The 24,416-nt window shown below is 60.8% G+C and carries 17 protein-coding genes, 1 tRNA gene and 1 pseudogene; 9 read left to right on the top strand and 10 right to left on the bottom strand.

The window, feature by feature from the left end:
* Positions 1-78: 78 nt before the first annotated feature.
* The 3 genes from IPM16_15175 to IPM16_15165 all read right to left on the bottom strand — a co-directional run bounded on the left by IPM16_15175 (position 79) and on the right by IPM16_15165 (position 4,212).
* On the bottom strand, positions 79-2,061 hold the full coding sequence (locus IPM16_15175) for a hypothetical protein (protein MBK9124443.1): 1,983 nt from the start codon (positions 2,059-2,061) through the stop codon (positions 79-81).
* Between the two features lie 301 nt (positions 2,062-2,362).
* The gene (locus IPM16_15170) at positions 2,363-3,319 is read right to left on the bottom strand and encodes an NAD(P)H-binding protein (protein ID MBK9124442.1); all 957 of its coding nucleotides are present in this window, start codon (positions 3,317-3,319) and stop codon (positions 2,363-2,365) included.
* A 224-nt stretch (positions 3,320-3,543) separates the two neighbouring features.
* Positions 3,544-4,212 carry a TetR/AcrR family transcriptional regulator gene (locus tag IPM16_15165; protein ID MBK9124441.1) on the bottom strand — a complete coding sequence of 223 codons (669 nt, stop codon included), beginning with the start codon at positions 4,210-4,212 and terminating at the stop codon, positions 3,544-3,546.
* 146 nt (positions 4,213-4,358) lie between these two features.
* On the opposite strand from IPM16_15165, the gene IPM16_15160 reads away from it, so the two are divergent.
* A complete protein-coding gene (locus tag IPM16_15160; GenBank protein MBK9124440.1) occupies positions 4,359-6,782 on the top strand; it encodes a hypothetical protein in 2,424 nt (807 codons plus the stop codon).
* A gap of 12 nt (positions 6,783-6,794) precedes the next feature.
* On the opposite strand, the gene IPM16_15155 is transcribed toward IPM16_15160, so the two are convergent.
* From IPM16_15155 to IPM16_15145, 3 genes are all read right to left on the bottom strand, one after another.
* On the bottom strand, positions 6,795-7,715 hold the full coding sequence (locus IPM16_15155) for a hypothetical protein (GenBank protein MBK9124439.1): 921 nt from the start codon (positions 7,713-7,715) through the stop codon (positions 6,795-6,797).
* Between the two features lie 126 nt (positions 7,716-7,841).
* Positions 7,842-8,606 (bottom strand): class I SAM-dependent methyltransferase, encoded by a 765-nt coding sequence (locus IPM16_15150; protein ID MBK9124438.1) that lies wholly within the window; start codon positions 8,604-8,606, stop codon positions 7,842-7,844.
* Positions 8,607-8,921: 315 nt separating this feature from the next.
* Positions 8,922-9,494, bottom strand: coding sequence for a DUF3237 domain-containing protein (locus IPM16_15145; GenBank protein ID MBK9124437.1), 573 nt, complete (start codon positions 9,492-9,494; stop codon positions 8,922-8,924).
* A 178-nt stretch (positions 9,495-9,672) separates the two neighbouring features.
* Between IPM16_15145 and IPM16_15140 the strand changes: the two genes are divergently transcribed.
* Positions 9,673-10,104, top strand: a complete 432-nt coding sequence (locus IPM16_15140) for a hypothetical protein (GenBank protein ID MBK9124436.1) — start codon at positions 9,673-9,675, stop codon at positions 10,102-10,104.
* Here IPM16_15140 and IPM16_15135 read toward each other — a convergent pair.
* Positions 10,101-11,471 (bottom strand): hypothetical protein, encoded by a 1,371-nt coding sequence (locus IPM16_15135; GenBank protein ID MBK9124435.1) that lies wholly within the window; start codon positions 11,469-11,471, stop codon positions 10,101-10,103. The genes IPM16_15140 and IPM16_15135 overlap by 4 nt on opposite strands.
* A 236-nt stretch (positions 11,472-11,707) precedes the next feature.
* Between IPM16_15135 and IPM16_15130 the strand changes: the two genes are divergently transcribed.
* Both IPM16_15130 and IPM16_15125 read left to right on the top strand, forming a co-directional pair.
* A complete protein-coding gene (locus IPM16_15130; protein MBK9124434.1) occupies positions 11,708-12,658 on the top strand; it encodes a GNAT family N-acetyltransferase in 951 nt (316 codons plus the stop codon).
* Between the two features lie 55 nt (positions 12,659-12,713).
* Positions 12,714-12,785, top strand: a tRNA-Arg gene (locus tag IPM16_15125).
* A gap of 1,175 nt (positions 12,786-13,960) precedes the next feature.
* Here IPM16_15125 and IPM16_15120 read toward each other — a convergent pair.
* Positions 13,961-14,449: pseudogene (locus tag IPM16_15120) on the bottom strand (recombinase family protein).
* Between the two features lie 542 nt (positions 14,450-14,991).
* Between IPM16_15120 and IPM16_15115 the strand changes: the two are divergent.
* The gene (locus tag IPM16_15115) at positions 14,992-15,651 is read left to right on the top strand and encodes a response regulator transcription factor (protein MBK9124433.1); all 660 of its coding nucleotides are present in this window, start codon (positions 14,992-14,994) and stop codon (positions 15,649-15,651) included.
* 21 nt (positions 15,652-15,672) lie between these two features.
* Here the strand turns inward: IPM16_15115 and IPM16_15110 are convergent, their stop codons facing one another.
* Positions 15,673-18,471: a tetratricopeptide repeat protein gene (locus IPM16_15110; GenBank protein ID MBK9124432.1), complete on the bottom strand. Its 2,799-nt coding sequence runs from the start codon at positions 18,469-18,471 to the stop codon at positions 15,673-15,675.
* A 455-nt stretch (positions 18,472-18,926) separates the two neighbouring features.
* Here IPM16_15110 and IPM16_15105 point away from each other — a divergent pair, with 455 nt between their 5' ends.
* Positions 18,927-19,316 (top strand): hypothetical protein, encoded by a 390-nt coding sequence (locus tag IPM16_15105; GenBank protein ID MBK9124431.1) that lies wholly within the window; start codon positions 18,927-18,929, stop codon positions 19,314-19,316.
* Positions 19,317-19,379: 63 nt separating this feature from the next.
* Here IPM16_15105 and IPM16_15100 read toward each other — a convergent pair whose 3' ends face one another.
* On the bottom strand, positions 19,380-21,383 hold the full coding sequence (locus IPM16_15100; protein ID MBK9124430.1) for a tetratricopeptide repeat protein: 2,004 nt from the start codon (positions 21,381-21,383) through the stop codon (positions 19,380-19,382).
* A 387-nt stretch (positions 21,384-21,770) separates the two neighbouring features.
* Here IPM16_15100 and IPM16_15095 point away from each other — a divergent pair, with 387 nt between their 5' ends.
* The 3 genes from IPM16_15095 (at position 21,771) to IPM16_15085 (ending at position 24,411) form a co-directional block, all read left to right on the top strand.
* On the top strand, positions 21,771-22,409 hold the full coding sequence (locus IPM16_15095; protein ID MBK9124429.1) for a response regulator transcription factor: 639 nt from the start codon (positions 21,771-21,773) through the stop codon (positions 22,407-22,409).
* Between the two features lie 109 nt (positions 22,410-22,518).
* Positions 22,519-23,733, top strand: coding sequence for a hypothetical protein (locus IPM16_15090; GenBank protein MBK9124428.1), 1,215 nt, complete (start codon positions 22,519-22,521; stop codon positions 23,731-23,733).
* Positions 23,734-23,745: 12 nt separating this feature from the next.
* On the top strand, positions 23,746-24,411 hold the full coding sequence (locus tag IPM16_15085; protein ID MBK9124427.1) for a hypothetical protein: 666 nt from the start codon (positions 23,746-23,748) through the stop codon (positions 24,409-24,411).
* The last annotated feature ends 5 nt before the right edge of the window (positions 24,412-24,416 follow it).

The raw sequence follows: 24,416 nt of genomic DNA, 5'->3' as shown, positions 1-24,416 counted from the left end.
CACACAAGTTCCATTGGACGCGTCGGGCGCACCCTTCCGAGTGCGCCCGACCCAAACATGCTGCGCATTGCCGGCGGATCAGTCGATCAGCGTGAAGGTCGGCTTTCCAGACGTGGCCTTGCCGCTTACGCCGGCACGCCGACCCTGTACCTTGACGGTCATCGGGCTGGACGGAGCGCCGCCGGGGAACAATCCCGGGCTGACGTTGAACGTGCAGCTCGTACCGCTGCACACGCTAGCGGCGGGCGTCCAGCCGATGCTGGCCGATACCGAGCCGTCGACGGTCTTGAACTTGAGCTTGTACTCGGTCAAACGTGTGTCACCGGTGAACTGCACGGTCAGTGCGTCGAGTTCGACCGTCGCGCTCTGGCTCGGGGCGTCGAGCGTCAGCGACGACGGGATCAAGTCGGGCGTTAGCAAGCGCTTGCTGCTGCTCTTGGCGATCTTGAAGCCGCTGCCGTCGTAGGCGTTCACCGACCACTTGTGAAGCGCACCCTCCTGCCATGTCCAGCCCAATCCGAACAGATCGGGCGTGACGCTGCACGTCCCGCCGCAGGCGCCACTGTTCAACGTGATCTTGATCTTCGCGCCGCTCACCGTGTTCTTGAGCTTCAGCTTGTACGACGCCGCGCCGGACGCGGTGTTCCAACTGAACGTCGGGCTGAAAGTCGTCACGACGGCGCTGTCCGCCGGCGAAATGAGGTCGAAGACGTTGATCGGATCGCCCAGCTCGACCCGCACCTGATAGCCATTGGTCGTCGCGCTCAGGACGCTGATTTTCACGTCGTCGGCGCCGTTGGTGTAGGTTTCGCCGGGGACCCACTGCGCGCCGGAGCCGTAGCTCGCGGAGTCGCTCGTGCCGCCGGTCAGCCAAGCCGGTTGGCTCCGGTTCGGGTTGATCTCGTAGATCACGACTGCGTCGGTGTCGTAGTCGCTGTTGAACCCGCCAAGGCTCTTCTTGTGGGCTTCAACCACGTACAGGCGCGACGTGCCGGGGATCGGAATAAAGATCGCGCTGTAGTTGCCGCTTTCGGGCGCTAGCCAATCGTCGATGACCAACGTCTCGGCGCGGTTATCGGGCAGGGTGTACACCTCGCCCGCCGGCAGCAGACCGATCTGCCGCAGGTACCACAGGTTGCTCGGTGTAGCGAGAAAGCCGTACGGAGACACCGAGTAGTTATAGAAGGCGTCGCTCATGACGTCCCACGGGTTGTCGTAGGGATAGCCGTCATTGTCGCTGTTATCGCTGTGCGGCATGCCGTACCCGTGGCCCATCTCATGGACGAAATACGTCTGGTCGACCAGCGCCCATTGGGGGAGCCACGCGACGCGCTGCATGCCGCCGTAGCCGTAGCTATAGCCGCCGAGCGCGTAGTCGTAGTTGAACATCTGCCCGTTCACGGCGATCACGTAATTGAATGCACCGCTCGATGACAGGCCGTGGGCGGCGGCGCAGTCGATGATGTATTGATCGGCGGCAGAGTCACCGAGGCCGTGATAGTACGACCGCGATTTTCCGAGCGACTTCCAGTCATGCACCGTGCGCGTCATCGGGCTAACGCCGCGGCTCACCGTCGACCAGTAGCTGGCGATTCCGGGGAACGTGCCGCTGGTCATCGTCTCCACCTGCGCCTTGCTGCGCGGAGTCGCTGAAACATCGCTGAACTTGCACAGCAGGATGTCCCAATGCTGCGTGCCGATCGGGTCGACGTTGAACCAACGCGGTGCAGTGGTCGGGACGAGCGCGGCAGCGGTGACCCCGCCGCTGCGGGTCGGCACGCCGAGGACGACCTCAAACGGCGTGTCGCGCAGCGCCATCACGCCGCCGGCGGCGTTAATCACGTCGTCGGGGATGTCGAGCGGCAGAGTCTCGCCCGTGAAGGTGGTCAGGGTATAGGTGGTCTTGTGCAGGGCCGGATTGCGCGCGTCCCAATAGCGCACGCCGATGTACCCGGCCAGCGGACTCCCGGCGCTCTGCGCAGACAGCGAACCTGCAACGACGACCAACAGTGCGTTGAGTATGGCGATGAGAAGAAGTACGGTGGTACGCGATTTCGGCATGGTTGCCCCGAAAACTGCACGAACGGATCACACAGCCATCGTATCACTTGTCGTTGTGTAGATTCCGTCCAATTGCCTTAATTCTTCATCAATTCTCAGCGGCGTCGACTTGCCCATCCTCCTCCCGAATCGTCTGCCGATCCATACCCCAAAAGGGTGATCGTCTCAGATCCCCCTCATCAGTGCGCTGCCCCACAATCCGCCAGAAGGCTTTCGCCCTCTGGTCTCCCAATTCGCAGTCACGGGGTCAAGGGGTGTAAACCCCATGTGGAGGTACGGAGGCGAAGACTCTCTGGACCTCTTAGGCGGCTTTTTGTGCTGTGGAATGCGCCCGATACCAGTCGATGGTGGCGCGCAGGCCGGCGGCGTACGACGTCGCAATATCTCCGAACTCGCGGACGAACTTGCTGTGATCGACGACATAAGGCGTGTTGAACTGGTACAGCATCTCCGCTATCTCGCGCACGTTCGGCACGAAAATCCCGAGCATGCGCAGCATCCACGGCTGGACGCGCGACACCTTGAGCTCCGTACCGGCGACTGACGCCGCCAGCGTGAGGAAGTCGCGCATGGTCGTGACACCAGCGGTCGGGACGTGCCAGCTCTGCCCCAGCGCAGATTCGCGCTCTCCGACCATCACCATCGCCATGCCGAAGTCGTCGATATAGGTCACAGTGTGTGCCACGTCCGGATCCCCGATGACTTGCACAGGCTTCCCTGTCAGCAGCGGCGGAAACGTGCGCTCGCCAACCGCCGAACCGAGCACCTCGGGTCCGTAGAAATCTGAGGCGCGCACCAACGCCGTTGAAAGCGCACCGGTGCGATGCGCCTCCAGCACGCGGTCCGCCATCTCGGCGCGCATCTTGCCCTTTTTGGTGGTGTAGTTATGGGCTAAGCCCTCGTGGATCGGCGCGCCGTGGGTGTTGTCGATCATGTACAGGTTGTCACCGACGACCATGCGCGCGCCGGAACCGGCGACTCCGTCGATGATCGCGGCTTGCAGCGGCGGGAATTTCTCGGCCCACGCGCTGTACTCGGGCTGTGCACATTGGTACGTAACGGCTGCGCCGGACGCTACGCGCCGGACGTCGTCGGGCTGATAGAGGTCGGCCGCGACGACCTCGACGCCAGCGGGGACGTCGGCCTCGCCACTGCGGTTGACCATCCGCACGGCGTACCCACGGGCGAGGGCGGCCCGCATCACCGACTTGCCCAACGGACCCGTCCCGAAAATGACATGCAGGGAACGCTCAGACATCAGGTTGCTCCTTGTCTCATGACACACGAATGGCGTTGTATGAACGTGCTCGATACCGATGGAACAGGACTTTGGGGCGCTGCCCCACACCCCGGCAGGAGTTTGCACTCCTGCACCTCCTTACTCGCGGAATTGCGCCGCGTGCGGCGCAGTTCCGCAGATAAGGGAGTCCAGAGGGCGCAAGTCCTCTGGTGGAGGTGCGGAGGCGATGCCTCTGCGCGCCACTAGGGCGGTGGGAGGAGGCCTCCTTCGCGCAGCAGACGCATGCACGCGTTACGATAGAAGGTCGACCGATCCTGCATCATGTCGTTGAAGTGGCCGAAGGCGTCAAGGACCGTCACGCCGTGGATCCGCGTCCAGCCCATCATCGCCCATTCGGCGAGCGCGGGCGACACGCCCATGTCTATCAGCCCGACGGGCTCGCCAGCGAGGTTCGGATCGCGCATGTGGCCGGCAGCGTGCGCCTCGCCCAGAACGCCAAGGACGACGTTCATCGCGCGTGAGGCGGCGGCGACCGTCTCCTCGCGCGGGGCGTGATAGCCGGGCACCGGCGTGCCATAGATCAACGCGAATTCGGACGGATACGTCACGGCCCATTCGCGGTACGCGATCAATGCCGCCAGCAGTCGTCCGGCGTAGTCGGTGCGTGGCTGATGCGCCGCTTCGGCCTGCTCCATTGCATCGGCGTGGGCGTGGAACGCGTCGAGGATCAGCGCCGTCAGGAGGGCGTCGCGGCCGTCGTAATAGCGATACAGGCCGGAGACCGCCACGCCCATCGTGCGGGCGATGGCGTTCAGTGACAGGCTCATCGGTCCGCCGTCGGCCAACTGCTGACGGGCCAGCGCCTTGATTTCGTCGCGGGTCTGTTCGCGGTACTGCTCGCGCCGTCCCATATCCTGAAACTCTTTCTCTATCGCGATATATTTTCACTATAGTGAATAGTTTTCACTTTGTCAAGTACTTGGGTTTTCCGGCGCGTGTTGGGCGCATCTCCACTGCCGACTTGCGCCGCGCCGCATCCTCATCCACAATGCCCGACATGTCGACCCATTCGCGCTCCGCGTCCTTCCTGACTGCCCTTCGCCCGTGGCTGATCGCCCTCGCGCTGTACTTGGCGCTGGCGTGCCTCGTGACATGGCCGGCCGTGCTCAATCTGTCCGGTGCGTTCATCGGGCACCACACCGGCGACTCGTACGAAATGGGCCACCATCTGTGGTGGATCGGCTACGCGCTCAAGACCGGACAGCCCGTGTTCACGCAGGCGCTGCTCGGCTACCCGGACGGAATCGCCGGGATCAGCCTGTGGAGCAATCCGCTGCAGTTCTTCCCGGCGTGGCTGTTCGCGATGGCGCTGCCGGTGGCGCTGGCCTACAACCTGCAAGTGCTGCTCACGATGGCGCTCAACGGCGTGACGATGGCCTATCTGCTGTCGCGGATCGGCAAACTTGCCGGTTGGACGAATGCCGATCGCCTGCTCAGCGGCCCTGCCCTGATCGCCGGCGCGGCCTTCCTGACGTTCCCGGTGTTTCAAGGGCACCTGTTCGGCGGTCACGGCGGACTGATGGTGATGTGGCCTGTGCCGCTGTATGCCGCCGCGCTGCTGGCTTTGCGCGACGGCTTCACGTGGCGGCGCTTCGGCGCGGCCGTGCTGTGGTTCGTCGTCAGTCCGTGGGGACATACGCTGCAAGCGATCTACGTGCTGATGCCGCTGACCGGCCTGTTCGTGCTGGCGCTGATCGCCGCGCGGCAGTGGCGGGCGGCCATGCGTGTTGTGAGTGCCGCAGCGCTCGGCGCCGTGATCCTGATCGCGGTGTTCGCGCTGCCGGTCGCCGCCGACGCCTTCAGCGAGACGTACAGCGGCGATCAAGGCTATGTCGCATTCAGCGCCGACCTGCTCGGACTGGTCACGCCGTCGTTCGAAAGCCCGCTGCTGGGCGGTGTGTCGTGGTCGCGGTCGGTGCTTGGCACTAACCTGATCGAGGGCTTGACCTATTATGGCCTGATCGCCGCGGGACTGACCGCGCTGGCGGTGTGGAAACTGCGCGAGTCGCGCTGGTGGCTGCTGCTGGCGGTCGTGGCGGCGGTACTGGCCCTCGGCCCGGTCGTCACCATTCTCGGCAGGCCGGCGACGCTGCGCCTCGACACGGTCGACAGCTTCGTGACGATGCCGTGGGGCTTCGCCTACAACCTACCCGGCTTCAGCCTTGCGCGCACGCCCGGGCGCTTCAGCTTCACGGTGGCGCTGGCGGCGGCCGTGCTGATCGGCATGGGGGCGGCGGTGTTATGGCGGGGCCGCGGACGCGCGCTTGCCGCGCTGCTTGGCGTGCTGATCGTCGTCGAATATCAGTCGTTCTGGCCGATGCCGTCGATGGATGCGACGATCCCCGCGCCGATCCTCGCCTTGCGCGACCGCACCGACGTGCGTGCCGTGATGGATATGCCGTGGGGCAACCTGTTGGCGGCCAAGCACGGCATGTACTTGCAGACCGGCCACGAGAAGCCGCTGATCGCCGGGCAGGTCACGCGGCGCACGCCGGTTGATCCGGCCAAGCTCGACCTACTCGAAACGTGGATGGATCCGGCCCTGTTCGACCTCGCCGGTGTCGATATCGTGATCGTGCACCGCGCGTATGACCCCGGTGGCGTCATGTTCGGCCGAATGAACGACGGGTTCGGTCCGCCGGTCTACGAAGATGCACAGTTCGCGATGTTCGAAGTGCCGGAACCGACTCAAGCCGCGACGTCGGGTGCGGTCATCGGCCCGACCACCGCCGGCGGGACGCGCATAGACGTCTACGCGTACTTGACCGGCGCGGGCTGGATGACGCTCACCGGCGACGTGCGCACGTCGCCCGGACGTGCGTTCACGATCGCGCTGGACGGCGCGACCGCGCAGGCCCGCACGTTGAACGGCCGCGAGACGCTGAATATCGACCTGTACGCGGCGGAAGCCGGATTCCATACGGTCACGCTGGCCTTGTCGCCGGACTGCCCGACCGTGTTCCCCAGCCCGTATGTCGCGTGCAGCACGCTGGGCGCCAGCAACCTCGGTCTGGAGATCGAGCTGCTCGACACAGCGCCGGTATCTGCCACGGTGGAGCAGGGAATCACGCTGCACGCCGCGCGCCTTCCCGAATCGGCGCAGGCCGGCGATATGCTTGACGCGGGGCTGTGGTGGTCGTTTGAAGCGGCGCTAGACGATCAGACCGTGCGCTTCGTCAAGCTGCTCGACGCCGAAAACAACGAGATCGCCGGGCAGGATCTGGCGCTCGGCCCAGTTCCGGCCGGGTCCGTCCGCACCGACCGTGTGACGCTCGCCCTGCCTGCGGACCTACCCGCGGGAGACTACGAACTGGTCGCCGGGTGGTACCGCCTGCCGGACGTGACGCGTTTGGCCGTGACATCCGAAGGCCCGCGCGCGCAGGACGGCCTGATCGCGCTGGGAACCGTCCGCGTGCGGTAGCCGCGCGCGCAGCTAGTTGTGCGCGGCGTCCTCGGCACGAGCGCGCGCCTCTGCCGGGATCGGGATGTTGTGCTCGCTGAGGAACTTCAACAGGAAGTCGTTCAGTGGTCTGGGTTGAACGGCACCGGCCAGGTCTTCCTCGCATTCGCGCAGATGTTCCGTCACCCACAGGTAAAGGTCGGTTTCGGTGCAGTTCGGAAACAGCGCCGGCATGATGCCGTAGGCGCGGATGGTCTGTATCACCGGTTGATACACCTCGTTGTACCAGTGATCGGCGGCCTCCTCGACGCTCAAGTTGCATTCAAGGCGCGCCTGATCGACACAGCGATACAGGTTGATGTGGCCGATCAGCTCGTTGTACGCGGCCGGGTGTGTCAGCCGGAACGCGCCGGAAGGCGCGGTGCGGAACACCGATCCGGCCTGCTGCAGGAACTCGGCGTAACAGGCAGCGGCCTCGAGGTCGGCGGTCGTGTAGTCCGGACGCAGCCCGATCGGCGTAGGCAGTTCGGTGACTTCCGCCTGAATTGTCTTCGCGCCAAGCTGCCGCGCCACCGAAACGCGGTGATTGCCGTCCCGGACGAAATACACATCGTCAATCTTGTACACCTCAATCGGCGGCAGCCCTTCCGTGCCGATCGTCTGGGCGTAAACCCGGCTCCAGCGTTCCTCTGTCGCGCCCCGGCGCGGCAGGAACGTCCGCGTGAACTCGTGATAGCGGCCCACGCTCCCGACAATTTTGTCGAGCGGTACATCTTGCAGGCCGCGGTAGTTCTGGATGTTCAGGCGCAGGCGCGCCCGGATGTCTTCGAAGCTGAGCAGTTCCGTCGGCCGGCCGCGAATGCGCCCGATGATCTCCTGAAACAGGGCATCGCGCTTGGCTTTCTGAAAGACTCCTTGGCCTTCGCGGATACGCAAGGTGCTGTAGTCGTTCATACGCATCCCCCCTGCTGAAAGTCTATTCTGAACCACCGTCGAGTGACCGCATATTAGACGATCACGCGGGTGTCGTTTCTACCTTGATACAGGCGGCGAATGACCGCAACCCCCAGCAATCGGGGGCTATCGCTTCCATCCGTAGGCCGCCCACACGCGGTGATGCACCGGCAGCACGTCGCCGGGGAACCGGGCGGCAAGCATCGCGGCGTGCGCATCGTCAAAGCGCTGCACGGCGTCAGGTGTCAGCGACGCCGAAATACCCGCGCTGGCCCGGATGCGCCCGCGCCACGCTTCGGGCGTATACAGCAGGTCGAGGTCGTACGAGAACGTCTCGATGCCGGTGAACCCCGCCGTCGCCAGATCGGCCAGCCACGCCGGATACAATCCGGTGCCGCCGCCCATCGTCCACGCCGGGTTGTGCTTGAGGATGAGCGCCTCGGTCGCCTCGACCAGGTTGCCGGGCAGCGGAATCCAATCCAGATGCGCGATCACCAGCGCGCCGCCGTCAACCAGCACACGGCGGGCTTCCTGCGCCGCCTTGGGCCGGTCGAACCAGTGCCAACATTGGCCGGCGGTGACGACATCGAACGCAGACTCAGGTTGGCCGGTCGTTTCCGCGGGCGCGACGTGATAGGTCACGTGCACGCCCGCTTCGCGATCCAACTGCTCGGCCTGTTCCATCAGCGGCGCCGCGATATCGGTGCCAACCACCGTGCAGCCCGCCAGCGCGCATCCACGCGCGATCGTGCCGGTACCGGTGCCGAGGTCGAGCACGCGCACGCCGGGGCCGATCAGACCACGTGAGATGAGCCGCTCGAAGAACGACGGCGGGAATCCATGCCGGTGCTTAGCGTAATCAGACGCGGTCATTCCGAAGTCGATGGGCATGGCACTCTCCGCGCTTGGAATCAGGATTCAGTCGTCAGTTGTCAGAACGTCGTCGCTGGTTGTATGATATCCGATATCTTCATCGCGGGGACGCCACGGTCTGGTGTCCGCGAAATAACGATTGCCTCACAGAGGCCACCGAGCAAACAGAGTCGATCTGTAGGGGCGACCCGGCGGGTCGCCCCCTGCCTTGCGCCGTGCCAATCCTGACCGGACCGTAGGGACACGGCGGTGCCGTGTCCGGGAAAAAAAGACCGCACGCGGGAGAATCACTCCCCCGCGTGCGGCTGTTCGAATCCTCGCTACGTGAACGATCTACAACACTTGATACACATCGTAGTGGACAGAGGCGAGGAACGGCCCAAGCTGTCCGGTACCGACGAAAATCGTGCTGTTCAGCCACGCGTACTGCTCCGATGCGGTCTCGAAGCGCGGCGTCATGCGAAAGTAATACTCGGCACCATCGACTTCTTCTCCGCTGGCAATCCGGTTGAATACCTCCGGCGCGATGACCCCATAACCGGGGTAGTGGACAAAGGCCAGCGAGTCGTCGTCAAGCTGGATCGTTGCGCGAACGTCGAGCGCGAACACGCCGTCCGAGCGCACGCGCAACCAATCGCCACCGCCGGAAAGCCACGTCCCGTTCATCTTCGGGCCAGATGCGGTACCGTCGACGGCATAGATGATCTGACGCAAGCCGTCCGGAGTGGGCCCAATCACCTGCGGCGGAGTGAGGTTGACATCCCATGCCGACACGTATTCGAGCTCCAATCCCAGTTGCTGTGCGGCGAGCGGGGACGCGGCGGCAAGTGCCATGCCTGCCGCGCCCAACGCCCCTGTCCGTAAGAAATTGCGGCGAGTCAGCGAACCTATCGATGTAGTGCTCATGACAGACTCCTCCCTTGTGTCCAAATGGACAGTTTCATCATATAGGAGATTTGAGTTGCCGCATCCGTCTTTGAGGATGGAAAAAGAATGGTATCGGAGAGGAGAGAGGCTTTAGCCGCATTTCCGTGCATCGTGTTACACTCATGTCAGAGGGACGTACGCACGGCGGAGATACTGAATGGACAATTACATCGTCACCGGCGATCAAGTGGTCTTTTTGCCCAACTTCGGCTCGGCGATCATCACCCCGATTCCGGGCGTCATTAGCGGCTCGGCGACGAAGACCCTCGTCACCAGCAAGCCGGTCTGCCTAGAAGGCGACGAAAAGAAGGTCACCGTGCCCGGCGTGGTCTACATCAACGCCGCGTATTCGATCCCGGGCGTCGGCGTGCTGACGATACAGGCGCTGGGTGGCGATCAGACCTCCAAGAAGACGACGATTGAAGGCAAAGCGCCGATCTTGCAAGGGACGCAGTTTGACGCGAAGTTCACGGTCAATACACCGGCCCAGATGCCGACGCCGGGCGGCCCCGTGCCGGACAGCGTGCCCACGTTCATGGGCAAAGGCATGTTCATCCCATCGAATGTAACCGTGTTGGACGGCGGCTAGCGCGAGATCGCGTGTGGCTCCCGCTTCGACTCGAATTCGGTGCCGATCGTAATCCCCAGCTTGGGCAGCACGCGTCGATGCAGGAACAGCACCAGTATCGCCGCGCCGAGCGCGACCGCAAACACCAGCAGCGACATGCCGAGGTCGTTCATCAGCGTCGGATCGAACACCATCACGATCGCCAGCGCGAGCATCACTATACCGCCCACCAGCTTGAGCACGCGGCCGTGCTTCTCCTCGAACTTGCTCACGCGCAGCGTGAATACCGCCGTTAGGAACAGCGCCAGTTCGTCGATCAGGAAGATCAGCATATAGAGCGCCAGCAGCAGGATGAACGAACTGGTCGGCACGTCGTTGGCGACGATCATGTTCGTCCACAGCACTGGAAGTCCGGACGTGCACGGCAGTTCGAGCAGCGTGACGCCAAGCGCCATCGCGCCGGTCGCGCCGACCACCGCAAACAGGGTCTTGTCGGGGGCCATGACGCCGCGCATCTGGCGATAGAGCCGCGGCTTCTGGCTGTCGGGAATGGTCAGCGACACGCCTTGCTTGTACCAGAAATAGTCCTTGATGTTGATCACCGCGAACGCCAGCGCAATCAGCGCAACGGCGACCTGAATCCAGCCGATGTAGCCGACGAAGCTCAACACGCCGAACAGCCCGAGGATGAATACGATGTAGGCAACCGACGTGACGGTCAGAAACGTCGTGCCCACCAGCACGATCCGGCGGCGCGAACCCGAATGGATGACCAGCGCCAGCAGAATAGACAGCACCCAGAGCGAACACGGATTGAATCCATCCACGAGCGCGATCAGCGCCGTGCTAACGCCGAGCGATTGTGCAGCGAGGTCGATCTCGCCGATCAGCGGCAGGGTGATGACGCTGGCGGCGGCGACCGGTGCTGTCGCAGAGGCCGACGCTGCGGTGATAGCCGCCTCGATCGCGGTTGCGGGCGGTTCGCCGGCGAGGATCGCCGCGCCGACGTCGGGACAGGTCTGCTCCATGCACGTATACATCGTGTCGATGATCTGCCGACCGACCGACTCCGCGTAGCCGACCCAGTAGCGGTCCGCCATGAAAGTCGCGGGAACGCCGCTTGGCTCGAAGCCGAAAGCAGTGGCGAACTGCTCCATCAGCGCGCGGTTCTCGGCGTCGTACCACACCTCGTAGTCGTAGACGACGACTTGAGGAAACGACTCTGTCAGCTGCGCGAGGAACATCTTCTCGCTGGCGCAGTGCGGGCAGCCATCGCCCCAAAACAAGTAGATCGGGATGGCGGTCTCGGCGGGTGCGTCCTGCGCGGACGCCGGGATCGCCAGCAGGGCGATCAGCGCGAGAAACAGGAAGAAGCGCGATTTCCACATCGTGGAACCTTCCAGCTTGAGCCGGCAACGCGGCCAGTCCACCGTCGACAAGGCGCGGTGACACTGCCCTTGTTGTCAGCATACCGAGTCAGCGTCGATGCCGGTCAGTGAGACTCGACCCGACCGCTTGTGACAGATGTCACGAGTAGATCGCGGGACACCCGTCGTGTTCCTTGCGCACGAAGCTGCCGATATGTTACGCTTCTCTGCGCCGTTATGAACCGTTATGAGGGTCTATGAACTTGCGATTGGCTGTGCCCAGCCGTGACTTTCCGCGCATCGCCAGCCTGCTCACGTCGATCAGCCCTGAGCCGGTGACCGTCGCGGATCTGGAAGAGGACGAAGCGCGAACGATGACGGGTAAGCATTGGCGCCGCTGGGTGGTCGAGGATTCCGCTAGCGGCGTGATGGGCTACGCCATGGTTATCCGCTATCCGTCTCAACCGCCCGGGTGGATGAACATGGAGCTGGTGGTCGACGCTGCATATCGGCGGCAGGGCGCCGGAACCATGTTGTACGAAGCGGCGCTCGGCTATGCGCGCGAGCACGGCGCAGCGACGCTCGTCGTGGAAGTTAACGATCGCGAGCCTAACGGGAGGCGGTTCGCCGAGCAGCACGGATTTCGTCGCTCGCACCACGTTCTCGACGCCGTGCTCGATCTGACCGCGTTCGACATGAGCGACGTCGACCACGCGGAAACTATCGCACGGGCGGAGTTAGCGGGCATCCGGTTCACCACATTGGCCGCGCTCGGCAAGACCGAGCCTGTTCTGCGCCAGTTGTACGATCTCAACCGTATGGCGGTTCTGGACGAGCCGGGCTCGAGCGGCGGTTTTCCGGCTTACGAAAACTGGCTGCGGATCGTCGTCAATGCACGCTGGTATCGCGCCGAGAGCCAGTTCATCGCGTTGGACGGTGACACGTTGGTGGGGTTGGCCGGTGTCTATAACGATCCGGATCACCCGCAAACGATGTTCAACGGGCTGACCGGCGTTCGGCCCGAGTATCGGCGGCGGGGGATCGCCTTGGCACTCAAACTGCTCACGATCCGCTACGCGATCGATCACGGCGCGCACGTGGTGACGACCAACATTGACGACCGAAACGCACCTATGCTGCGCATCAACACCGCGCTGGGGTATCTGCCGCAATCCGGACACACGGTCTATCAGCTTACGCTGGGCTAGCCCACCCTGCCGCTTTACACGTTCTCGCTTTTGCGCTACGATCAATGAACTCTACGCCCCCATAGCTCAGTGGATAGAGCGCTGCCCTCCGGAGGCAGAAGCGTAGGTTCGAGTCCTACTGGGGGTACCTGACGAGGGAAAACTCGAACATTGACCAGCCGCGAGGCTGGTTTTTGTTTGCGCCTCAACTCCACCACCTTCCCGCACGCGATCGATTACCTCCTTGAGATACGCGAACGGCGGCAGCAATTCCATTCGTAGTATTGTTCCCTCCGGGGAGACAACCACCCGGTCGACCATTTCACGCAGCAGTTTCCTTTGATCGCTGCGTTCCAGCTTGCCGTATAGTACACCCACTTTCGCAATCACTGTAATCGCGGCATCCAAATTCGCGATATGCACGGCATTGCTCGTCTCAATCGATTCGAGCGCCTGACGCAAGCTGCGACGCCGATCCTGCCATTCCGTCCACAAGTTATCCCAAGCTTGATCTGTAATCTTTCCGGATGCATACAGTCGCAAGGCACGCGCCTCTTCTCCATCGATGTCCTTCAATTTGCGCTTGAGGTCGACGCGTTGATCAGGCCGAATTCGGCCCAGTTTGTCTGCCACCTCCTCGTTATAGCTGGCCTGAATCTGCGGAATCAACTCGGGATCGACCTGTATCTTCATAAGTTCAGCGGGGATCAACGAATCGACTTTGTTGCAGCGAATGTTGACCGCGCTACTTTCGATGCAGTAGTAGGATGTGCCTCCGCCAGGACGCCCAGTATTCGACGTTGATCCACTCAGACGCTGGATCTTTCCATCGTTCAACTGCACATGAATGAGCCCGCGCAGGAGGTAATCAAGTTTGGTGACGCTCTTGGGGCGCTGCGTATGGCGTGCAGCAAGAATCGCCAATCCCTGTTCAAACTCCTCAGTTGTGACGAGCGGTTTCCATAATCCCCGAACCTGTTTGGGCGCAATACAGGCTTTCTCGCTGACCACCCATCCGGCGTAGAACCAGTTGCAGAATATGCGCGACAGACCATTGGCCGCGTCCTTACGCTTCCCGGAAGCATCGACTGTCACAAAGGGACGTCCACTCCGAAAAAGGTGACCCCGTGCATGAAGCTCATCGCAGATTTGCGACAGCGTGTACTGATCGGTCAACAGTAGGTCCCATGCAGTACGCCAGACCTTGAACTGCTCAGGATCCGGCTCGATCCATCGCTTGTAGCGACCCGTGTGAGTCTTGTCGGCTTGCTCCGCCTTCTCCTCGCAGTTGATGTAGCCATCCGGCGCCTTGCCGATAAATCCCCCGGCGCGTTGCTTCGCGCGCAGTCCACCCGTAACGCGCTGCCCCAACTTGATCGACTCACGCCGGGCAAGCGTGAATGACAGACTCACGAGAATTCGGTCATCAGGATCAATGGGATCAAGATCAGGGTAATCTGCAAAGCGAACGGCAACTCCGATTTCATGGAGTGCATCGATCGCCATCAAAGCCTCGGTATCGTTGCGACCGAATCGTTCAGCATTCTCTACCGCGACATGTGAGAAGTGTCCAGCACGGGCATGCTCAAGCATGAGTTGAAAGCCCGGGCGGTTGTTAGCGGATCGGCCGCTCAGATTGTCGATGTACTCGCCAAACACCGGCAGTGTTGCCCGGCTGAACAGCGATGACTCGATCGTATGCCGCTGCCGCCGCTGGGAGTTCTCGGGGTTCTGTGCCTCTTCGCTGCTGGTGCGGAGATAGACAGCCCATCCGTGCATGGGTGGCGGTCTCCGACTGCCTTGACGACTCATCACACACTCCAATCATTCGTCTGGATAGCTTACATCGAGACGTCCGATCTGTGTTTTTTGGGACGGTTTTCATCGGTCTCATGCTCAGAGGGGCCCGTATCAACGTTACCAGCGGGAATCTCGAATTGAACCCGGACAAGAATCTCCGCGACACGGATAATGCGCCGAACCATGTCTTTCGAGGCCTTCTTCGAAGCGGGTGTCGCGAGCATAGAGGTCTCCTTTCGCGGGACACGGCCCGCACCTGACTCCCTCTGGAATCCAAACACTGGTTTCAGCGTAACCCACCATTTGGGGTACGAAATGCAACTTTTTGACAATCGATCATCACAGATTTGCACGCTGCAAATCTATGTCTATCGAATGCGAAAAACTTGCAACGCGACCTCGAGAAACCGATAGAAAATCTTGAGATAGCGGTCTTCTCAAGAATCTTTGAGAACTCGTTGAGATCAGACGGCCATTTGGCGGCATAGAATGGCGACTGCAACCACTTGACGCGTGGCTTGAAGGGGCGGAGTCCAAGCAGGGAGTAGCAGCCGATGCGACCGATCAGACTGGCGTTTGTTTCCACCAACGCGCTTACGCGCAGCGGAATTCATCAGATCATGGCCAGGTCAGAGCCGTCGATTGACGTGGTTTGCACCGTGTCAGATTTCCCGGCTGCTCATCTGTATCTCGACGACCACCCGGTCGATGTGATCCTGATTGATGAGTCGCTGCCTAGGCACACGAATCTCCTGCTTGAAGTGCAATCGCTCTGTTTCGAGCACTTCGGAGTCGCCGTGATCCTCATCCTGCAGCGGCCTACCGTCAGCCAGGTCTTGAAGCTGCTTCAAGTGCACGGCGTTCGCGGAATCCTGCAGAGGAATGACGATCTGGAGAGCTATCTCGCCCAGGCGATTATCCTGGGCAAGCAGCGGGGCACCTATCTGTCACCGGGGATCTCAGAATTCATCGATTCGCAGCGCCGCTTGCCGAGTGGCGTGTCTCAGCGTGACATTGATGTGCTCAGACTGCTGGCGGATGGCCTGGACGCGAAGGAAATCGCGTCACACATCGGAGTGAGAAGCCACACGGTGTATCGGATTCTCCAGTCGCTACGGGCTCTGTTCAATGTGCAGAGCAATACACACCTGATTGCGACCGCACACCAGAGCGGGCTGCTGGACGCGCAAGGCATTGAGCAGGGATGTAGGTGACATCCGCCAACGGGATACCAGCTATTGGCCGATGCCTTGGTCAAATCCGATCCGCCGATCGTAGATCAACGCGGTGACATCCGTCCATTTCAGTGACCGGCCGACCTGCCAATTCGTATTCCAGTCGGCGTGCTTGTTTGCCCGCAGAGCCGCCGTCACTTCGTCGTACTCTGCGCGGTCGATCAGCGACAACGGCAGGCCGTGAGTAGCACGCGATTGTTCTGCAAATCCGTAGAGCTGTACAGCCAACTTCGCATGACCTTGATCGGCAAAGTGAGCGGCGAATTCCTCCAGCGCCGCAGTCAACGCATTCTTGTCCTCGCGCTTGTGACTGAGAGTCAATGCGCGATCGAGGTAGTCAAACGCCGACTCGACATCCCTCTCCAGGCGGTAGAGCTTTCCAAAGGCGATGTAGACCCACGGAGTCATGGGCGGGAAGTTCAACTCCTTGCAGAGGTGCAGTGCTTCTTCACACCAGTGTCGCGCCTGCGCCGGATTGCCCAGAAACAGCTCGCTGCGTCCGAGGCCGACCAGCGGCCACACACTCAGATTGACCAGTCCCAGCTCCCGGCACAGCGCCAGACAGGTCGACAGCTTCTGCACGGCTGCGTCGACATCTGCCGTATACAGCGCGATCCAGCCGTCACAGGCAAGCGCCAGCGCCGAGCTCAACAGATCCCCGGACTGCCGATGCAGTTCCAGGCTTCTGTCGATATGCTTCTGCGCTTCAGAGTAGTTGCCATGCAGCAGTTCTGCCCAGCTCAGGCCAGTCAACGCCCACGCCGTCCCTTGGCTGTAGTTGAGCGCCTCCCAGAGGGACAGCATCTCCTGATAGTATTCCCGCGCCTTCGGCGCATCTCCTTGATAGGTTGCTACCATGCCCAGATTGTTGAGGGCGAAGGCGATGCCTGACAGGTTCTGGTTGTCATGTGCAACGCGCAACGCTTGTTCAGAAAGCTCGCGCCCTTCGACAAAATCACCCTGATTGATGAGCGCCGAGGCCAGCACCAGCAGGGCGCTTGTGACTCCCGCGGCATCGCCGGACGCCTCGTACAAGCGAAGGCTCTCTCTGTAGAGGCTCTGAACGATCTGATATTCGCCCAGCCAGTCCGCGAGCGCAGCAGCACAATACAGGGCACGGGCGCGCAAAGGACCGGTAAGATCCTGTGTGGCGTCGAGCGCATCAAAGAGCCACTGCTTCCCCTCACGCAGCATGCCCAAATGCTGCCAGAGCTCATACATGCCGACCGCGAGACGCAGCGCCGTCTCACCGGCCCTGTTGGTGAGCGCCCATCGCAGCGCAGCGCGGAAGTTACCCACATCACGAGTGAGCCACCCCATGCGCTGGTCGGGCGGAACGTGATTTGTCTCCTCCAGCAGCCCCACGTAGTAGTCTGCGTGACGCCGGCCCAGTTCTTCTGCATCGCGCCGGCCGAGCAACTGACCGGCGAACTCGCGGAACGAACCCAACATCGTATAGCGTGTTTCGCCGTGGACGTCATCCGATTGGGAGGTCAGCAGACTCTTGTCTTGGAGGGACAGAAGCTTTTGTGGAACACGCGTAGCTTGGTTGGCGTCGCTCGCGCATACGGTCGCAACTGCGGAAGGCGAAAAGCTCCCATTGAAGATACTGAGAGAGACGAAGAGTTTGCGTTCCTGCGTGTCAAGCAGTTGATAACTCCAGTCGATCGCCGCCCGCAGTGTCTGATGGCGCGGCGGGAGATTGGACTGACCGTCAACGAGCACCGATAGTCGGCTGTCCAGCCTTGACAGCAGATCCTGAGGTGCAAACCGTTTGCTTTGAACGGCGGCCAGTTCTATGGCGAGTGGCAGTCCGTCGAGCCGGTCACAAAGCTGCTGAACGACAGCGAGATTGTCTGAGGTGATCTCAAAATAGGGGTGTACCGCTTGCGCCCGATCAACAAAGAGCTGCACTGCTTCGCTCAGCGCAATATTCTCGTCACCGGCAAGGGCAGGATCGGAAGCCAGCGATAGCGGCGGCACTTCGAAATTGTGCTCACCGTACAGGTTCAGTTTCTCCTGGCTCGTCACCAGGACCTTCACACTGGATGCAGCTTTCAGAATCTCGAGTATTTGTTCTGCGGCTGAGTGAACGCGCTCGAAATTATCGAGAATGAGCAGCAAGTCCTTATCGCGCAAATGCCGCTTGAGGGACGACAGCACGTCCTCGCCGAGTTTCTCTCGAATTCCGAATGCGCGCGCAATGGTGCCCACGACAAGATCGGCCGTATCGATCGTTTCGAGAGCAATGAAGTGAATGCCATCAGCGAAGAACTGATCATTCGCCAGGTGTTCAGCGACCTCAAGCGAAAGCCTCGTCTTGCCGATGCCGCCAGGACCCGTGAGCGATATCAGGCGTATGTCGCGTTTCCGAAGCATTCGTTCCAACAGACTGCGTTCTCGTTCGCGACCAATGAATGACGTCAGGGCAGCGGGTAGATAACTGCGGCGGTCCGGTTGTCTTGCCGCCGCAAACTGAGGATGCATCCCTGAGTCGGCTTGCTCAACCCACTTGTATCCCACCCTTGGCACGGTCATGATGTACTGCGGATCCCCCGCACGGACACCGAGTTTCTTTCGCAGCTGTCCCACGAAGGAATGTAGATAGTTACTCTCTTTCCCGTAACCCTCGCCCCAAACGGTTTGCAGCAGGAACTCGTGTGACAGTGGTTGATTCTTGTGTTCGATCAGGACTCGAAGCAGACCCCACTCGGTGAGAGAAAGCCGGATTGTCTCCTCGCCTTTGTGCACCTCAAGCGAATTCAGATCAATTCTGAGTACAGGTTGGCTCGAAGTCATGCCCCAGTCCGCCTTGTGCTCTGAGCGCGTTCAGAAGTTATTGAGAACATTTTGAGATGTTAAATGACTACTATCGCTTAAACTGAAGCTGTCTGGAATTAGCAATATGCCGTAATTATTGATTGAGAGAGCAAAAAGCGCCAGCACACACCATTATTGTTACCCTGGCCAGCATAAGCGCGCGTATGTGATGTACCCGGAACTGGACGGCTAGACTGCGCGATTATCAGTGGGGCAAGGTCATCATCCAACACCTGTCTGTCGGCCGCGGATGTCAAGAGTTTATCCAGGCGATGTCAATTTTTGTGCATCAAATGTCAAAAAGTGACACACCAAGGCGTTGACTAAGCGTTACGCTCTGAAAGAGGGCAAAGAAGCGAGGGCAAAACGGGATGACCACAAGTATTCTGATCGCAGACATCAGTAGTCCGGCTGTCATTGGTGGCAAGTCATCAATGCCCCGAAATCGCGCGTCCCTATTTGCGCTGGCCGGCGGGTTGATGCAGATCGCTCTGGCGATCAGTATCCTGTTCCTTCCGGTATTCGCCACGTGCCTGCCGCAGGGTCAGGACATGGTCTGTCACCAGCAGTCGTATATCCAGCAGGGAGGCAGCCCGTTGGGGTACGGTTTTCTGGCCCTGATGGTTGTCGCAGGCATCATGGCGCTGGTCAGTACGCGCATCGACAATGCCGCGCTGGCACGACGCTTTCGTTGGATAGCGGTGCTCTTTACGGTGGGCATGGCCATTGTCGGGGCGTGGGGTTTTGGTCTGCTGTTCGTGCCGGGGGGACTGCTCCTGCTGCTCGCTGCGACGTTAAGGCCAACGGCACCCGCAACCGCGTGACCTCTTGAACGCCTTAATTGCAGCGGGTAATCCAACATCTTCAAAATCACATGTAATCATCTATCACCCTACGATCTGGCGTAACCACGCTAGTTTCTGTATGAAGACGCCGCGCTGTTCCGGTGGAACTTGCTCCTGTATCACCTGCTCAATAGCCGGAATCATGTTAGCCAAGACAGGAAACTGGCGTACTGCGTGCTGCATCATTGCGAATGAACTTGCACCGGAAAACGCATTTGCCGCCGCCAAACTATCGTCAGGTTTTGGCTGCACTGACAAAGGTGCCAGACCCAATCTCCGGCGCACGTCCTGCAACTTGCCCAAAGCCTGACGCATCCCGAGCGCGTACGCCGTTTCCAGTGACGGTAGTGCGTCGTGAAGACGCCCCATGTTCGCTAGCACAGATCCTCGATTGAGGTGTGCGATGTCCAAGTTCGGGTTAATGCGGATCGCCGTATCATAGTCACGGAGCGCCAACACGAACCGGCCCAAGTGCCCGTGTTGATTGCCACGGAACGAATACGCTGACGCGTACGAAGGATCAAGGTTGATGGCGGTGTCGAGATCCCAAATTGCCCGCTCATGCTTCCCCAAGACCCCGTAGCTGAAGCCGCGATGTGCATACGCAATGGCGTAGTTGGGCCGCAGATTGATGGCGACGTCGAAGTCCGCGATCGCCCGCTCATGTTGGTTGAGGTCGCTGTAGGTTTCACCTCGATTGAAGTAGGATATCGGATTACCAGAATCGAGGCTGATGGCAGTGTTATGATCCTGAATTGCCTGGTCGAACTGACCTAGCTTTCGGTACAAATCACCGCGGTTCGAATGGGCTTCTGGATAATCGGGATCCAGTCCAATGGCCGCGTCATAGTCCTCGATCGCCCGCTCGTGCTGATCAAGGAAATCGTAGCACGCACCGCGGTTGTTGTAGCTGTGGGCGTCGTCTGGCGTCAGTCGAATAGCGAAATTGTAGTCTTCTATTGCTCGCTCATGCTGACCCAAGATCTGGTAGGCAGTCGCACGGTTATAGTATGCGACCGCGGTATCGGAATCGAGTGCGATGGCCGCGTCAAAGTCCATAAGGGCGCGTTCATGTTGGCCCAAGAAACCGTACGTCATCCCACGATTGTTGAGATCAATCACCGTCAACGTTTCAATCGTTACTTCTGGCAGCGGACTATTACTGACAGAATCATATAATTCGATCAGTTCGGTCAGCATCAGGTCAAGTCGCTCGAAGCGGTCCCTGCGTTCCTTTGCTAGGCACCCCTTCAGAACACCGGTGATACGAGATGATACGCCGACATTGAGACCTGGAACCGGTGCAGCCAAGTGCTGTAAGCGGAGTTGCTGGACTGTTGTCCCGTCGAACGGCCGTCTGCCAGTCAGCAGCTCGTACAGGATACATCCAACTGCATAGATGTCAGTTCGGAAGTCGATCTCAACGTCCCCGCGCCATTGCTCTGGTGCCATGTAGGCCGGAGTGCCCACGATGTTTGCTACATACCTACTCCGCTGCATGTCAATCTCATCATTGACACCGATGTCTATCTTGCCTTTGTATGCCAGAGTCGCCAGACCAAAGTCAGTGATCTTGGCCTGATGCGCTTGGCTAACCAATACATTGTCTGGTTTCAGATCACGATGCACGATACCGGGTGACGTGGTGTTGGCATGTTGAAGTCCACGGACGATGTCTATGGTGAAGCGCAGCGCCAGTGCCGGTTCCAGTGCGCCGTGCTTGAGCCAACTTCGCAGGTCGGTACCCTTGCCGGCTACGCCGGCTATCCACTCCAATGCCATAAACGGGATATTGTCGAACCGCTCCATATAGTAGCAGCGCACGATATTGGGATGACTTTCGAGTGCGATCCACGTAGCCACCTCCTTCTCGAAGATGTCGGCCAAACCCGGATCACCACCCTGAAACGTCTTGAGTGCGACGGGGACATCTTGCCTCTCGTCAAGGCAAAGATACACCTCGCCCATTCCGCCCATCAGCGCTTCGTGGACGAGGAAGTAGCCTCCAATACGTTGTCCCTTGCTGTAGCGCGGTTGGTTACGCATACGGTTTCCTTATTGGAAGCAACACTTTAATGAGTATCGATCTTCGCCCAGCACTTAGTATACCTTGTCGATATCTCTGTTTGTCACATCGATTTGGTCAAGCAGACATCCTGTATTGGATATCGGTCAAGAGTTGAGCCCAGGCGGGCATTGACCTAACCCCGATTCAACGGACGGCAAGCATGTCAGGGGCAAGGTCAAATGTCCCGCCCGGCGGCACGGTATCTGACATACTCTCGAAGCTCACGCGAGTAGAACCCGTAGTCTATAGTCTCGTGATTTTCATATCGATGCAAATCTTTGTGCCCAGAATGTCACAGCGTGACATCGCGCGCGGAACTACCTGCGATATGCTGAGAGGACAGCCTATCAGTCGAGGGTAGAACGATGTCAGCGCGAATCCTGGTCGCAGACAGCAACAGCCTGAGTGTCATCGGCGCGGAAACCGTTCTCCTGCGGCGAGCGCAGACAACCCTCAGCAGGGCCGATAACGGCAGCAATCTGATCGCGAAAGCCAAGTCGGAACAGCCCAATATCATCCTCTTGGGGGATCGCTTCGATCCGCTCATTGACACGCTGGCGCTGGTCGAGCGACTTCGACACGCTGTGCCAACTGCGCACATCATCGTCATGGGAACCTTGAGCGATGGACTGCTGATCCGTGACCTGCTCGCGGCCGGGGCAAAAGGCTACCTGATGGTCGGTGACGATCTGAATACCTGTCTGCCGATCGCCGTCGATATGGCACTGCGGGGGTGGCCCTACCTCTCGCCGACCGCGAACGCCGAGTACCTGACCGCGATGCAGTCCCCGCTGCGCGACTGGAAGCTCGACGCGGAAGCCCGCGCCGTGCTGCGACTGCTCGCGAAAGGCTTGCATGTCAGCGATATCGCCCGGCAGATGGACGTACCGCTGCGGCGCATTTACTGGGTGCGCCAGAAGCTGCGCCGACGCTTCGGCGTTCAGACCAACGAACACCTGATCAGCATGGCCTTTCAGGAAGGCTTCGCGTTCCCGTCCAACTGACGTCGTCACGTCATGTTAGCAGAATCACCAAGGCAATACTGAAATTCTCGTCAGATTGAGATCGCCGCAGCGGCTACGCTGAGATACAGGATACTCGGCGGAGGCGAACATGCGGCGAATACTGGTGTTGACGGCTGTATGCCTGATGGCATGGAGTGTAGTAGCCTTCTTTGTCGTTGAGCGACATGTCAGGGCCAGCGAACCGCTGCCCACGCTGATGGTGCTGCCGTCGTTGACGCCGTCCCCGACGTCTACGCAAGCCGCCACGGCAACCCGGACACCGACGCCGTCAGCGACATGGACGGCGACCGCGACACCAACGCAGACCGCGTCGTCCACCGCAACGACAACACCGACGCTATCGACACGCGTGCTGGAAGTCCATGCGGTCATGCCCGGCGTGTTCGTCCCACCGACAGCCACGGGACTTCCGGCCGGTACGATCCTGCTGTCCGCGCCACCACTGCCGTTCGAGCCGCTGCCGGATGCAACCGATCAGCCGCCGCCTTACACCGGATGGATCAGCTACGAGTCGGATCATCCGGCCATACGCTACAGCACGCCGTGGGAGCGGCGACAGCAGGCCGGTGCCAGTCGCGGTCAGTATCACCGCACAGACGAACCGAACAGTGCCGTCAGCATGGTGTTCGATGGTGAGGGCCTGCGGATCCGTTATGTCGCAGCGCGCAATATGGGCGTGTTCGACGTGATTGTCGACGGAACGGTCATCGATACGGTCGATGCCTATTCGCCCGAGCTCGCATTTCCCGGCTCACCGGTGTACAGCCTCGGCACGGGACCTCACGTTCTCACTCTGCGCAGCGCTGGCGAGCGCAATCCGGACAGCGAAGGCTCAACCATCGCGCTGGACGCCGTGCAGGTATATCGCGCCGACCCGAACACGATCATCGGCGCGCCGCCACAGATGCCGCCATCGACCGACGAGCCGCGCGACGTTGCACGCATTGAGCTGGTGTCCGCGCCGCAGATGGTTCTGCCGATCACCACGCCCATGCCACCTGCGCAGATGATCATCTCCGTGGTCATTGCCTACGACGAGAACGGAAACCGCGCTGTCGATCCGGCTGAAGGCGTATCTGGTATCCCCGTGCGTGTGGTCGAAACCGGCACCAATCGGGTGATCGCGCAGGCGTTCACGGATGTCAGCGGCTACGCGCAGATACAACTTGTGACCGATATGCCGGTACGGGTCGCGGTGCCGTATTTCGGCAAAGTGTGGTCGGTGCCGAACGGCCGGCGCGGCGGAAACGTTCGCTTCACGCATCTGCTCACACCCGGCAACCAGCCCGGGTTGATTCCATAGGAAGGAACGCGAATGTCGCACATGCTGCGTTTCCTGACCGCGGCAGTGGCCGTTATTTCGGCGATCCTGGCCTGCGGGACGGCGGTTCTGCAGACGGCGTACTATGTCTGTCCGACTCCCGTGCCGACAGCGGTCATCCCACAGCCGACGCCGCTCCCCGGCACGCCGCTGCCGCTGCCAACACTGCTTCCGCTGCCGCCGACGCCGTACGTCATCACACCGCCACAGGATTTCTATGTCGGCGATGCCGTGTTTGTCGGGCAGTCCGGCGCACCGCTGCGGCTGCGCTTCCGTTTGCTCAATCCGGAATCGACGCCCGCTGAGCCGATCAGCGGCGAGCCGCGCAGTCTGTACACGTGGCAGCTTGAGATCGCCAATCTTGGCAGCGCGGTGTACGAAACGGTCCCGGTCGCGCTGATGACGATCACGCGCATCGACACCTTCAGCGGACCGTTGATCGGGACGTGGCCGACCTCACAGGCGGCGATGCAGGCCGCCGGCTACTGGAATGAGGACTACGCCGCGCTCGCGCCCGGCAGCTCACGAATCTACCGCCTGGCCGCGTTCGGGCCTGCCGGGAGTCTGCACCAGCTTGTGTACTCGCTGGATGGCGGCGCAAACCGGATCACCTGGATCAACGCCTCCAACCCGTTTTGCAGCGGCGATGTCGCCGACTAGAGGGA

The organism is Candidatus Flexicrinis affinis (genome assembly GCA_016716525.1).
Lineage (GTDB): Bacteria > Chloroflexota > Anaerolineae > Aggregatilineales > Phototrophicaceae > Flexicrinis > Flexicrinis affinis.
Note: the sequence above shows the minus strand (reverse complement) of the source record. Positions and strands in the feature narration are given on the sequence as shown.